This window comes from Allomuricauda sp. R78024, from assembly GCF_044596045.1.
Taxonomy (GTDB): Bacteria; Bacteroidota; Bacteroidia; order Flavobacteriales; family Flavobacteriaceae; genus Flagellimonas.
In genome coordinates this window covers 1,487,616-1,501,474 of record NZ_CP138995.1, presented here as the reverse complement: position 1 = coordinate 1,501,474, position 13,859 = coordinate 1,487,616, and the positions used below count along the sequence as shown (strand labels likewise).

The window sequence follows — 13,859 nt, the reverse complement described above, 5'->3', positions numbered from 1 at the left end:
TCCATACGTTTCAACGCATTAATCCAAAACTTCACCTATAGGTTTACCTGTGGTTCCATTTGGGAATGCTATCCCCAATAAAGTTGCTATAGTAGGAGCGATATCAGGAATCTCTGTACGGTTAGTTGTACTGCCTTTTTTTATTCCATTCCCGAAAAACAACAATGGTACATGAGTATCATAAATCATAGGTGAGCCATGTGTAGAACCGGTTTTTGGATATGAAATAAAACCAGGTTTATACACATAAATCACATCCCCAGAACGTTTTTGGTTCCATCCATTTTGTATAATGCTTGGTATTCCTTTAATGTATTCATTTTGCCACATCTGATAACCTGTATAGGTTTTGGCAATGCCTTCATATCCCAATAATTCAAATGCAATTTCCTCTTGTACATGGTCTAGATCCATATCAAGGTTATCAATCACTTTCCTATCCAAAAAATATTGATGATTACTATTTCCCTTGACAATATCCGTGGTGCCATATTTGTATTTCAAGAATTGATCGAACTTTTCTTTATTCGCATCCATTTCTACATATCCTGCTGGAATTTTTTGATCGTTTAGATAAGCCGGAACATTGATGGCCCCGTGATCTGCTGTCAAGAATACTGTATATTGACCTTCACCCACTTTTTGATCTAAGGTGTTCAAAATTTGCTCTAAATCAACATCCAATCGCAAATATGTATCTTGAATTTCTTTAGAATTCACTCCAAATTTATGGCCAATGTAATCAGTACTGGAAAAGCTGATGGCCAAAAAATCGGTAATAGCATCGGTGCCTAAATTTTCCTTTTCAAGTGCTTCTAGAGCAAAATCAGCTGTAATACTATTTCCGTAAGGAGTGTATTTTAAAATTTCAAAATCCTTCTCTTTACTTAGTAAATTTGGAGTACTATGGGGGAAAGTCGGCGTAGTTTCATCTTCAAATAAACCTTCATAGCTATTATTATCACTACCACTTTCCAAGTATAAATTAATATCTTTTAAAGTAGTCCATGCCTTTTTGTATGCTTTTATCTTACCAGACTCATTAAAATCAGTAACCCATTTAGGAAGTTGTTTCATATAGTAGGTACTACTGATCCATTTACCTTCATCAGCACCCTCAAACCAATAAGCCGCATTGGCAGCATGTCCCCCAGGTAATACAGCTCCCCTATCTTTTAAGGACACGGCAATAACTTTACCCCTTTTTTGGGTATGTAATCGTAATTGATCCGTTATGGTCGTGGTCAACATACGATGTGGAGACATTTCTCCTGCATCTGAAGAAGTACCGACAGATTGGTAGGTATCATCCCCAGCACAATACACACTCTTGTCCTGTATTTTGTCGTACCAATTATTTCCTACTATTCCATGAGTGGCCGGAGTAGTACCCGTATAAACGGAAGCATGTCCCGGACCCGTACTTGTAGGCGCATAATTAAAATGGTGATCTTTACAGTTAAACCCGTCGTTTATCAAACGCTTAAATCCACCCTCACCGTAGTGGTTCCAAAATCGGGTCAGATAATCATAACGCATTTGATCAACAACAATCCCCACTACTAATTTGGGTGATTGTGCTATTTGTTTTGACTTTTCAAGGGTTACATTTTTTCCTTTGCGCTGTGCCAAAGACGAACTGGCTGTAAATAGAACTAGCAGTATTACTAATAGGTTTGTTTTTCTCATGATAGAATTATTGATAAACAGGAGCAAAACTATTCATTTATCTTTTTAAAACTTTAAATGAAGGTTAAATACACATCAATATTCTTATTTTTATGGCCGCAAGTCTATTTTTAGTGCATGAATTATCTTGAAGCGATTGGAAAATACTTCATCATGATATGGGAGGTATTTAAAAAACCAACCAAGTGGCCAATCATGAGATCCCTGATTTTAAAAGAAATCGATGAATTGATATTTGGCTCTCTGGGCATTATCATTTTTATTGCTTTCTTTATTGGAGGGGTGGTTACTATACAGACCGCCTTAAATCTAAATAGTCCGTTCTTACCTAAAAGTCTAATCGGTTTTGCTACAAGACAATCAGTAATTCTAGAGTTTGCCCCAACCTTTACTTCTATAATCATGGCAGGAAAAGTTGGTTCTTACATCACTTCCAGTATAGGTACCATGCGAGTCACGGAGCAGATTGATGCCCTAGAGGTCATGGGAGTGAATTCTTTGAATTATCTGGTTTTCCCTAAAATTATAGCAATGCTGATGTATCCTTTTGCAGTTGCCATTGCTATGTACGTAGGTATTCTTGGCGGATGGGTTGCTGCAGTTTTTGGCGGCTATGCTCCAAGTGGAGAATTTATTAAAGGATTACAATTAGATTTCGATTCGTTTCATGTCACCTATTCCTTTATCAAAACCTTGATTTTTGCCTTTGTTATTGCAACTGTGCCGTCCTATCATGGTTTTTATATGAAAGGCGGTGCCTTAGAAGTTGGTAAAGCAAGTACAACCGCTTTTGTTTGGACAAGTGTGGTCATCATTATTTTGAATTATACTCTTACACAACTAATGTTAGGCTGATGATAGAAGTTGAAAATATTCATAAATCGTTCGGAGACACTCATGTACTTAAGGGTATCAGTACAGCCTTTGAAGATGGAAAAACTAATTTGGTCATTGGGCAAAGTGGCTCTGGGAAAACCGTCTTTTTAAAATGTCTGTTAGGCCTATTTGAACCTGAAGAAGGTCAAATTTGCTATGATGGGCGGTTTTATTCTGAACTTTCCAATAGTGAAAGGCGAGATTTAAGACAGGAGATGGGGATGGTCTTTCAAGGAAGCGCCCTATTTGATTCCATGACCGTTGAAGGAAATGTGATGTTTCCCTTGGGTATGTTTACAAAACAGTCCAAAGCTGAAATGCAAGAACGGGTCGATTTTGTATTAGAGCGCGTAAACCTTATTGATGCTCATAAAAAGTTTCCTTCTGAAATTTCTGGAGGAATGAAGAAAAGAGTTGCTATTGCTAGAGCTATTGTGATGAATCCAAAATATCTGTTTTGTGATGAACCCAACTCTGGTCTTGATCCCAAGACCGCTATATTGATTGATAACCTGATTCAAGAAATAACCAAAGAATACAACATCACCACCATCATCAATACGCATGACATGAACTCGGTAATGGAAATTGGTGAGAAGATTATCTTTCTAAAAGATGGTCATAAAGAATGGGAAGGCACCAATAAAGAAATCTTTAAGACTGACAATGAAGCAGTGACCAACTTTGTATATTCTTCAGAGCTCTTCAAGAAGGTGCGTCAAATGTATATTGAAGAAAGGAATTGATATTGAGTGATAGAATTTGTTTATTCTACTTCCTTAACTACAAGTGTAGTGTCTTGAAGCCTAAGTTTTAACCAAGTTGTCATTTTTTTTACTTCAACCTCTTTCTGACTTTTTTTAAGTCCTTCTTTCCATTTCACTTCAAAAACGGGAACTGTGTCCAACTTATTAAAATCTGTTTGTATTTGATAGGAGAAGCCCAATCCTGCAACATTTTCGTAATTCGCTTTTGCCTCTGCGCTTATATTTTTAAATGGGATTTGTTTGCCTACGTTCTTGGTTAAATTGGCCACTTCATCTTCTAGCAATCGTATCTGCTCATCTTTATTCAACAACTCAGCTTTATTTTTCTCATAAAGTTCACTAACATAGTTGAACTTCTCTTGAGAATCATCTTTACCCCCCTGTAAAATCCGAAACTCAGCATCCTTTAACCTTGAATATTCATTCTTTTGAACCCTCCAAGTATTGATGATGTTTTCAGGAATTAATTCATCACCCATGCAGACTAGTTCTATTATCGGTGTTCCGTCGTCCACATATTCAATTTTTGTAAGGTTGTCCACATAGCGACCGGATGCGTTAAACTGGTATACTTCAATAGTCTCATTCAAAAACTCCTGTGCCTGTTTTTTAAACAAAGACTCTTGGAATACTTGGTAAAATGTAAATCCTGCAGGAATCATAACTAAAATACCGGTAATGGAAGCTACCCGTGCTATAAATCGTCGTCTTTGGGAATTTGCATAGCGCACCATGGGAAACCTTAAAAATTTGATTACCAAAAAAGTGGCCAAACCAATAAAGATGGTGTTTATGGTAAATAAATACATAGCACCAGCTGCATACCAAGGTTTACCAATGGCTAAACCAAAACCAACGGTGCAAAGCGGTGGCATAAGTGCTGTAGCAATGGCCACCCCAAAAATAACACTGGCTATAGTTCCTTTTTTAGCTCTGGCAATTACCAAGGCCAAACCGCCAAAAAATGCTATTAGCACATCCCTAATATCTGGTTTTGTTCTTGCTAAAAGTTCAGAAGATTCATCCCTAAGTGGAAACAAATAGAAAAACAAAAAAGCCGTGATTACACTCAGCACCACCATCACGGCAAAATTTTTGATAGATCTACGTAATGTATCTATATCGTTAATAGCCAAAGAAAGTCCCATTCCTAAAATAGGCCCCATTAAAGGCGAAATCAACATTGCTCCAATAACAACGGCGGTAGAGTTAGCATTAAGTCCAATGGAGGCAATAAAAATAGAACAGATAAGAATCCAAGAAGTATGTCCTTTAAATGGAATATCAGCAATTATGGATTCTTTGGTTGCTGCTGCATCCGTATTGGTCCGTATCTCTAGAAGCTCTGAAAGAAATCTACGTATGCTGCCCAACAGCCCTTTAAAGTCTTTTTTTACTTCATCCCCGCTATCTTGATTGGGAGCCTCGTTCCCTCCAAACAAATGTTCACTCATAATTATGTATACTGCTCACCAAATTCTTCTTTTACTTGGTTAAGCACTTTTTTAATGTCCTGTTGTTTAGATTTTGGATAAATAAGTAAAACTTCTTCTTTATCCACAATTATATAATCTTCTAATCCATCAACAACAACAATTTTTCCTTTTGGGGAACGAATCATGTTTCCTTTGGCATCTTGCAAGAGTGCCTTGCTGTTTACAATAGCATTGTCAGCTTCATCCTTATCCAATTTATCGTAGAGGGCTCCCCATGTTCCCAAATCATTCCAATCAAAAGTAGCAGGTAGGGTAAAAATGCATTTGGATTGCTCCAATATAGCATAATCTATCGAAATGTTTTCCGCCTTACCGTAGTTTTCCTGAATAAATGGTTTCTCATCAACGGTATTGTAACATGAAATTCCATCTTGGAACAATTTAAATTGACTAGGCTGATAGTTTTTGAAAGCATTTACAATGGTCGCTACACTCCACATAAATATTCCGGCATTCCAAAGAAAATTACCTTGCTCCAAAAACTCCTTTGCAGTTTCATAGTCTGGCTTCTCTCTAAATTGAGATACCTTTTTTAGTTTGTCGTCACTCCCCTTTTCAAACTCAATATATCCAAAACCGGTATTGGGAAATGTAGGCTGGATACCCAATGTGCAAAGCACTTCTTCCTTTTCACATTTATCAAAACAGGCTTTTACGTTATCTTCAAAGGCCTGTTCATCTTCAATCCAATGGTCGCTAGGTGCCACAATCATCACCGCGTTAGGGTTCATTTTTTGAATTTTCAAAGAAGCGTACAAAATGCAAGGAGCTGTATTTCGCATTGCTGGTTCCAAAACCACTTGTTCCTGGTTAACCATGGGCAGTTGTTCCAATACCAAATCGTTATAACGTTCATTAGTCAGAATTAAGATATTCTCAGTAGGAATGAACCGATTAAGACGGTCAAATGTTTTCTGAATCAATGTTTTCCCCGTACCCAACATATCATGAAACTGTTTGGGGTAGGATGATGTGCTTACGGGCCAAAAACGGGAACCTACGCCTCCAGCCATTAATATCGCATAATAATTCTTGTTCATGCTTTTAATATATTTTTTATTTTAAAATGGTGGCTCTATGTGCGCATCATGAATCAATTCGACCTCCGCATTGGGTTGGAACAAATATAATCTACCCGTGGATAATTCGATGCACTCATATCGTTTTACTCTTTTTTTTCCTTTTTTAAACAGGCGCCCGTTATACAACCGAAAAGTACTACCGATTGGTAATTCAAATACGTAGTTATTTTTTCTTTCTTCTATATCAAAAGCTTTTAGCGCTATCGATAAACGTGCGTCCGTACTACTGCTAGCTTTTGGGTTTTTAAAATGATTGGCTATAATAGGTAATAATTTAGAAGGGAAAATCTCTGGCCTTATAAAGGGAATCATCATATGCTGAAAAGTATTTTTCCATTCAAGGCCATGAGGTTTAATAAAACGTCCATATTTTTCAAAAGCTACCAAATGGGCAATTTCATGAACCAGCGTAATCAAAAAACGATATTTGTTCAACGAAGCGTTTACCGTAATTTGATGCAATCCGTTTGGCAGTTTCCTATAATCACCATGACGAGTCACTCTATGGCTAACAATCTTCAAATGCACCCCGTGCTGTTGTATCAAGGTAAAACAAGGTGCAACTGCTAGGTCCGGAAGGTATTTTTGTAGGACATCATCCATCTAGTCAAAAATAGTTTATTTGTAAATCTTCTAGGAATCTAAATCGTATTATAAAAATACCTTATCATCTGTTTGCAAGAAAACAGAAGTATAGCTACTTTGCCTAAGTAACCCCAGTCACAAAGCTTTAAAAAACATGAGCAAAATATTACGAGTGCTTTCTTCTCTTCTGAAAAAAAAAGCCCCAACCAACATTGAATTTGAAACATCCAAACAATACTGGGAAGACCGTTACAAGGTTGGCGGCAATTCAGGAGCAGGATCTTATAATAGATTAGCTGAATTTAAAGCGGAAATCATCAATCAATTTGTTGCTGAGAACAATTTAGAAACTATTGTGGAATTTGGTTGTGGCGATGGAAATCAATTGAAGCTTTTTAATTTCAAGTCCTATACGGCCTATGATGTAAGCAATACTATTATTGAAAAGTGCAGGGAAATGTTCAAAGATGATTCTTCTGTTGCTTTCTTTCATGTCAATGAATACACACAACAAACATTTGACCTTTCGCTTAGTCTAGATGTAATCTATCATCTGGTTGAGGATGAGACATTTTTTCAATACATGGATAATCTGTTCAATGCATCTTCAAAATATGTTATTGTCTACTCTTCAAATACCTCAGAAAATGAAAAAGCAGCGGTACATGTAAAACACAGAAAATTTACAGATTGGGCAGAACAACATAAGCCTAGTTTTAAGTTGATTGAACATATCCCCAACAAATTTCCTTTCGACGAAAAAAACAAAAAGACAACTTCGTTTGCCGATTTCTATGTCTACAAGAAAGTTGAGTAATAAAAAGAAAATTGAAACAAAAAACTAAGGTGTTGAAGAGGACACTTGTAAAAGTTTCCCATTATATATTTTGTGGCCGGTAAGTGCAAAATCTTTAATATAGGTGGCCATCTCCAAAGCTGTTACCGGTGCTTGATACCCTGGAAAGGCTTCTTCTAACATTTCAGTTTGTACCGCGCCTAAAGCCAATACATTAAAGCTGGGACCTGTTTCCTTAAATTCTTCCGCCCAGAGTTCTGTAAGCGTTATAACAGCACCTTTACTTGAGCTATACGCAGATAGTCCCGGAAATTTCATACTGCCCTGTACTCCTCCCATAGAACTAATGGTGACCACATGTCCAGTCTTTCCCATCTTTGGCAATACTGTTTTGGTCATTTCAGCTACCCCAAATACATTCACTTTATAAACCGCTTCAAATTCTTCTTGTGCGGTTTCTAAAAAAGGTTTGTTCAGTAAACTACCTGCATTATTAATAAGCACATCAATCGTATCCCATTCTTTTAGGAATTTGGTCACTTTTTCAAAATCTGTAGGGTTTCCCAAATCAAAAGCCATGTTATGCACATTGGGAAGTTTTAGGTCAGCAACTGGTTTTTCATTTCTAGACAGTGCTAAAACTTGGTGCCCTTCATGAGCAAAAAGTTGTACCAGCTCAAGTCCTATACCCCTACTTGTTCCGGTTATAATAATGTTTGCCATACAAAAATTCTCTTTTCCACTCCTTCGACAAGCTCCGGATGACAATTAGGATTATGAATTAATTTATCTTGATTTCTTGTCCAGGTGCATTGGAAATTCCCTCCAAAACAGGCAACATTTTATTGACCAAAGTTGCCATATGATCAAAATCCATAAGACTTAATTCATCCCCCACTTTATGATAGTGGTCAAAATTGGTGAAATCAAAAGTGCAATACGTATGGGATGGCACTCCAAATTCTTTATGAAATGGGTAGTTGTCTGATCGTTGGAACAAACTATACTCTCTAGCGGTAGGTAAAAACCCAACGAGGTTTTCTTTGGAGTAACCATTACTGATTTCTGCCAAGTTAGATTTTTTATAACCAGTGATGTAGATAAAATAGTCTTTCCCTTTTAATGGTACTCCGGTCATTTCAAAGTTTAACATGGTATATAAATTCAAATTCTGCGCTTTCAGTTTTTTTGCTAAATGCTCTGAACCCAACAATCCTTTTTCTTCTGCGCTGAACAAAGCAAAAATCAAACTCCGTTTGTTGGTCTTTTTTGTTCCAAAGTAACGAGCTAACTCCATTACGGTAGCCGTTCCTGACGCATTATCATTGGCACCATTGGCAATGGCATCTCCTTTATCTATTGTAATAATTCCAATATGATCATAATGCGCCCCAATCAAAATATATTCATTCTTCAATGTTGGGTCGTTTCCTTGTACAATTCCAACAACGTTATACGATGTTTTCTTATAGTTGGAAAGTGTATCCCTATATGATTCAAAATAGGGTGTAATACCATTTGATTTGAAATGATTTTCAATATACTTTGCGGCCATTTCAATGCCTTCACTACCTGAATCTCGTCCTTTTAAATCATCTGAAGCCAAGTAATTCATTAATGTTTCAATCTGTTTTGCATCTGTAAATTCAGTTTCTGAACCACCTGAAGCTTTTACTTCTGAAACCTCTTCAACCACGCTGCCTTTTACGCCATCCGGACCTGAGGGTCCTGTTGGCGGACTGACTGTTGTTGTCTCAACCAACTGGGCAGAACCGCAGCTTAACATTAGTGTCATTACAAAAAGGCTTAAAACTTTACTCATCTTAATTAATTTATGTTTTTAAAGATAAAAAAAGCATCCTTAAAAGGATGCTTTCAAATTTTATTGTTCTTGACCGCGCTAGAAGTGACATTTTTTATGCCAACATCGTAACCGGATTCTCTAGATAAGCTCTAAGCGTTTGTAAAAATTGAGCGCCGACGGCACCATCAACTGTTCTATGGTCACAGGCCAATGTTACTTTCATTGTGTTACCAACAACAATTTCACCATTTTTTACCACTGGCTTTTCCACTATTGCCCCAACGGACAAAATTGCAGAGTTTGGCTTATTGATTATTGATGTGAATTCCAAGATCCCGAACATTCCTAGGTTGGAAACAGTAAATGTACTGCCTTCCATCTCGTCTGGTTTTATCTTTTTAGACCTTGCCCTTCCTGCCAAATCTTTCACTGAGGCACCAAGCTGTGTTAAACTAAGCTGATCAGCAAATTTTATTACTGGAACAACCAAACCTTCATCCACTGCTACTGCAACTCCCATGTGAATATGGTGTTTGAAAATAGTAGCATCATCTGTCCATGTTGTATTAACCTGTGGATGTTTTTTAAGCGCCATGGCACAGGCTTTCAATACCATATCATTAAAAGACACTTTGGTATCGGGCAGATTGTTTATCTGCGCTCTTGATGCTTTTGCATTGTCCATATCCACCTCTATGGTAAGGTAGAAATGTGGCGCGGTAAATTTTGATGCACCTAAATGCTTTGTTATAGCTTTTCGCATAGAAGAATTCTTCACTTCTTCTACACTTTCCTCTCCAACTGGCAAATGAATTGGTGCCATTGGAGCAGAAGCTTTAGTTTCTGAAGGTGCAGCAACGACAGGTGCAACTGAGGTAGAAGGTTGATAATTCTCAACATCTCGTTTCACAATTCTACCGTGATCACCTGAACCACTAACATCTGACAAATTGATTCCTTTATCACTAGCAATTTTCTTTGCCAAGGGAGAAGCCAAAATACGTTGTCCATTTTGTGAAGGAGCCGCTTCCGCAACTGGATCTTGCGTTTTTGATGGCTCTGCAGCCTTCTCTTCTGTTTTAGGAGCACTTTCAACAGCTCTGGAACCTGATGAAGCACTAAGTACGGCGTTCACATCTGTACCTTCTGGCCCTATTACGGCCAAAACATCATCTACTGGTGCAGATTCTCCTTCTTGAATACCAATATGCAATAACACCCCTGAGTAAAAAGATTCAAACTCCATTGTGGCTTTATCCGTTTCAATCTCGGCCAAAATATCACCTTCTTCTACAGTATCTCCTACCTTTTTTAACCAAGCAGCTACGGTACCTTCTTCCATGGTATCGCTTAAACGTGGCATCGTAATAATTTCAACGCCTTCTGGAATTTCAGTACTTGCAGCAACTGGACTTTCAGCAGAGCTTTCTATTTCTGCTGGAGCTGCAGCTTCTTCCTTTACCACCGGTGTTGCTGTTCCGTTTAATAATCCAGAAATATCCTCTCCATCTTCACCTATTATAGCTAAAAGTGAATCAACAGGGGCTCCATCTCCTTCTTCAATACCAATATGGAGAAGTGTTCCTTCATGAAAGGATTCAAACTCCATTGTGGCTTTGTCCGTTTCAATTTCGGCCAAAATATCTCCTTCTTCTATTTTATCCCCTACTTTCTTGAGCCATTTTGCCACGGTGCCTTCCTCCATGGTATCGCTCAATCTAGGCATGTTGATTACTTCTGCCATCTACTTATAATTTATGTTGTAAAAATGGATAATCTTTTTGTTCGTAAACAGTATCATACATCTGTTGTACTGGAGGGAAATCTGATTCTTCGGCAAACTTTTCACATTCTACCACCAAATCTTTAACCCTTTTGTCCGTTTCTTTAATTTCATCCTCAGATGCATATCCTTTTTCAAGAATAATTTCTTTGACTTGACTTATAGGGTCTATTTTTTTATACTCCTCTACCTCTGCTTTGGTACGATAATGTTGTGCATCAGACATTGAATGTCCACGATAACGATACGTCTTCATCTCTAAGAAAGTAGGTCCGCCACCAGTACGCGCTCTTTCCACAGCTTTATCCACTTCTTTGGCGACAATGGAAGGGTCCATTCCGTCAACTGGGCCACAAGGCATTTCATACCCAAGTCCCAATTTCCAGATATCTGTGGAATAGGATGTACGTGCTACAGAAGTTCCCATGGCATATCCGTTGTTTTCACAAATAAATACTACTGGCAACTGCCACAGCATGGCCAAATTGAAAGCTTCGTGTAAAGAGCCTTGACGAACCGCACCATCACCCATGTAACAAAGCGTTACTGAATCCCTTTTGAAGTACTTATCAGCAAAAGCCAATCCGGCTCCCAAAGGAATCTGTCCGCCAACTATTCCGTGGCCTCCATAAAAACGATGTTCTTTGGAAAAAATATGCATGGAACCACCCATACCTTTGGATGTACCCGTTACTTTCCCAAAAAGTTCCGCCATTACACGTTTTGGATCAACACCCATACCAATTGGCTGTACGTGGTTTCTATACGCAGTGATCATTCGATCCTTGGTCAAATCCATTGCATGTAATGAACCTGCCAAAACTGCTTCTTGACCATTATATAAGTGAAGAAAACCTCTAACTTTTTGTTGAATATATACTGCGGCCAACTTGTCCTCGAACTTTCTCCAGAACAACATGTCCTCATACCATTTTAGGTAAACTTCTTTGGTGATTTTTTTCATCAACGGTTGTATTATATGAAATTCTCCAGCGTCGGAGAAAAGCAAAAATACATATATATCTGTTTTGTAAAAAGATTTGGTTTAAGAATCGCTCAAAAATGAACTACTAAATGCCAAAGGTAAAATATCAGCTATGGAATCACACTTATAAATAGGACCTGTTTCGCCTCTAAGCAATATGGAAATAGGTGATTTTTGTTTTTGCTCATACTCTATTATCGATTGTCTGCAATTACCGCATGGACCTGCAGGGGAATCGACCACGTAATCTTTTGAGGTTGCGCTAATGGCTATAGATTGGATGGAAATCCCTGGGTATTTTGCTCCTGCTTGAAATATCGCCACACGCTCCGCGCAAAGCCCAGAAGGGTATGATGAATTTTCTTGGTTGTTCCCAATGACTGTTTCTCCATTTTCCAGTAATACTGCAGCACCTACCTTAAAATTGGAATAAGGTGCATATGCATTTTCCCTGGCTTGTTCCGCCGCACTTAACAATTTCTGTTCGTTTTGTGAAAGATCTTCTTTGTTATCATACACGGACAGCTCAAAACCAATATGTTGTTTTTTCATTCTGATGTTAGGTATTGACCAAAAATAAGAAAACCTGTCGATGGACAGGTTTTCTTATGATTTTATTGTATTTGCTTAGTCATTTACATACTCCTCACCGAAATTAAAGGTAAGTGAGAATCGCAAAGTATTTTCTAAAGGATTCCTAACCTGTGAAGTAGAGAATAAGTATGAAAGGTCTATCTGAGCTGCCTTAAATTTAAAACCAGCACCCAAAGTAAAGAATTGTCTTGCGCCTTTTTCCTCATTTTCATTAAAATATCCCGCACGTAACATAAATGCCTCTTGGTATCTATATTCTGCACCTAATGCCCACGTAATTTCTTTTAACTCTTCTCCAAAACCATCAGGAGCATCTCCCAACGATTCAAAAGCTCCGCTTAAGAAACCTATTTGTTGATATTCATTGTTGTCCTCTGCAGTAATTAGGCCATCTCCTGTAAAATCTCTTGGTGTTGGCACCAATAACTTATTAAATTCTGAAGTAAGTCCCAATACGTTGTCTTGATCTAGTATAAAATCAAAACCAGCACCAAATTTTAAATTTGTGGGCAAAAAGTTTTCTTGGCCACCAGCATCATATTGGATTTTTCCACCTAGGTTGGAGATATTAAATCCTGCTCTCCAACGACCATCAAAACTGTTATAGGCAATTTCTCTTGAGCGGAAAAAACCTGCAATATCCACAGCAAAAGCATTGGCTGCTTGAGAGTCTTGTGCTCCATCTTGAAATCTGAGGTTTGAACTGATAAATCGTCCTCCAACAGCCATAGAGAATGTTTGGCTAAGTTTTAGGGAATAAGATCCATCAATCGCAAACTCATTAGGTTTTACCAGGGTAGCTTCCTCATCAATTGTTTGGCGAAGTTCTATTTCTCCCAAACCGAAATAACGGATACTTACTGCAAACGCACTACGATCGTTGACCTTGTTGTAAAAATTGGCATTTAAAAGCGATACGTCATTGACAATGCTTTCCAAATACGGTGTATAACTTACCCCAATTCCTGTTTTTTGGTTTGCGAAAGCAAATTTTGCTGGATTCCATTGTTGAGAGAAAGCGTCAACAGAGGTTGCCACACCCATGTCACCCATACCTGAGGCTCTCGCATCCGCAGCAATGGTCAAGAATGGGACAGCTGTTGTAATTACTCTTTCTTGTTGTGCACTTATCTGCGGGGCTATGACAAGCAACACTAGCAATATCAGTAACTTTTTCATTTTAAGCGTTTAGTAAATGTTAAGGTTCAGAGCATCCAAAAGCATAGAATACCTTTAGACGTATTACATGTAAACGAACTTTTCCAAAAATTCTTGTAATTCACCCCTCTTTTTTTATCCAACCTCTAAAATGGTATTTATATTTCTGTAGAATTTGAATCCTGATCCGAAAGGTTTAACCGTTAAAACCCTAATCAATTCATACTATTTTGAATCCTACAGC

13 protein-coding genes are annotated in these 13,859 nt (G+C 37.9%); 3 read left to right on the top strand and 10 right to left on the bottom strand.

What is annotated here, in order from left to right; all coding sequences use genetic code 11:
• Window positions 1–18: 18 nt before the first annotated feature.
• The gene (pafA, locus tag SJY44_RS06635; RefSeq protein ID WP_396591778.1) at window positions 19–1,689 is read right to left on the bottom strand and encodes an alkaline phosphatase PafA; all 1,671 of its coding nucleotides are present in this window, start codon (window positions 1,687–1,689) and stop codon (window positions 19–21) included.
• A 117-nt stretch (window positions 1,690–1,806) separates the two neighbouring features.
• Between pafA and SJY44_RS06630 the strand changes: the two genes are divergently transcribed.
• Together SJY44_RS06630 and SJY44_RS06625 are read left to right on the top strand one after the other, a co-directional pair.
• Window positions 1,807–2,544 (top strand): ABC transporter permease, encoded by a 738-nt coding sequence (locus SJY44_RS06630; RefSeq protein WP_298929096.1) that lies wholly within the window; start codon window positions 1,807–1,809, stop codon window positions 2,542–2,544.
• Window positions 2,544–3,311: an ATP-binding cassette domain-containing protein gene (locus SJY44_RS06625; RefSeq protein ID WP_298929099.1), complete on the top strand. Its 768-nt coding sequence runs from the start codon at window positions 2,544–2,546 to the stop codon at window positions 3,309–3,311. Before SJY44_RS06630 ends, SJY44_RS06625 begins: the two co-directional genes overlap by 1 nt.
• A 20-nt stretch (window positions 3,312–3,331) precedes the next feature.
• Here SJY44_RS06625 and SJY44_RS06620 read toward each other — a convergent pair whose 3' ends face one another.
• Genes SJY44_RS06620 through SJY44_RS06610 form a run of 3 tightly spaced genes read right to left on the bottom strand, consistent with a single transcriptional unit; the run spans window position 3,332 to window position 6,513 of the window.
• Window positions 3,332–4,786, bottom strand: coding sequence for a DUF389 domain-containing protein (locus SJY44_RS06620; protein WP_396591777.1), 1,455 nt, complete (start codon window positions 4,784–4,786; stop codon window positions 3,332–3,334).
• A 2-nt stretch (window positions 4,787–4,788) separates the two neighbouring features.
• Window positions 4,789–5,868 (bottom strand): mannose-1-phosphate guanylyltransferase, encoded by a 1,080-nt coding sequence (locus tag SJY44_RS06615; RefSeq protein ID WP_396591776.1) that lies wholly within the window; start codon window positions 5,866–5,868, stop codon window positions 4,789–4,791.
• A 21-nt stretch (window positions 5,869–5,889) separates the two neighbouring features.
• On the bottom strand, window positions 5,890–6,513 hold the full coding sequence (locus tag SJY44_RS06610) for a SprT-like domain-containing protein (RefSeq protein WP_396591775.1): 624 nt from the start codon (window positions 6,511–6,513) through the stop codon (window positions 5,890–5,892).
• A gap of 136 nt (window positions 6,514–6,649) precedes the next feature.
• Between SJY44_RS06610 and SJY44_RS06605 the strand changes: the two genes are divergently transcribed.
• Window positions 6,650–7,312 (top strand): class I SAM-dependent methyltransferase, encoded by a 663-nt coding sequence (locus SJY44_RS06605; protein WP_396591774.1) that lies wholly within the window; start codon window positions 6,650–6,652, stop codon window positions 7,310–7,312.
• 24 nt (window positions 7,313–7,336) lie between these two features.
• Here SJY44_RS06605 and SJY44_RS06600 read toward each other — a convergent pair whose 3' ends face one another.
• The 6 genes from SJY44_RS06600 to porV form a co-directional block, all read right to left on the bottom strand.
• Complete coding sequence (locus SJY44_RS06600) at window positions 7,337–8,014, bottom strand: SDR family NAD(P)-dependent oxidoreductase (RefSeq protein WP_396591773.1); 678 nt, start codon at window positions 8,012–8,014, stop codon at window positions 7,337–7,339.
• Between the two features lie 58 nt (window positions 8,015–8,072).
• Window positions 8,073–9,113: a M28 family metallopeptidase gene (locus SJY44_RS06595; protein ID WP_396591772.1), complete on the bottom strand. Its 1,041-nt coding sequence runs from the start codon at window positions 9,111–9,113 to the stop codon at window positions 8,073–8,075.
• Window positions 9,114–9,207: 94 nt separating this feature from the next.
• Window positions 9,208–10,839 (bottom strand): 2-oxo acid dehydrogenase subunit E2, encoded by a 1,632-nt coding sequence (locus SJY44_RS06590; RefSeq protein ID WP_396591771.1) that lies wholly within the window; start codon window positions 10,837–10,839, stop codon window positions 9,208–9,210.
• A gap of 4 nt (window positions 10,840–10,843) precedes the next feature.
• Complete coding sequence (gene pdhA / locus SJY44_RS06585) at window positions 10,844–11,842, bottom strand: pyruvate dehydrogenase (acetyl-transferring) E1 component subunit alpha (protein ID WP_396591770.1); 999 nt, start codon at window positions 11,840–11,842, stop codon at window positions 10,844–10,846.
• An 81-nt stretch (window positions 11,843–11,923) separates the two neighbouring features.
• The gene (cdd, locus tag SJY44_RS06580) at window positions 11,924–12,415 is read right to left on the bottom strand and encodes a cytidine deaminase (protein ID WP_396591769.1); all 492 of its coding nucleotides are present in this window, start codon (window positions 12,413–12,415) and stop codon (window positions 11,924–11,926) included.
• Between the two features lie 75 nt (window positions 12,416–12,490).
• A complete protein-coding gene (gene porV / locus SJY44_RS06575; protein WP_396591768.1) occupies window positions 12,491–13,636 on the bottom strand; it encodes a type IX secretion system outer membrane channel protein PorV in 1,146 nt (381 codons plus the stop codon).
• Window positions 13,637–13,859 lie beyond the last annotated feature (223 nt).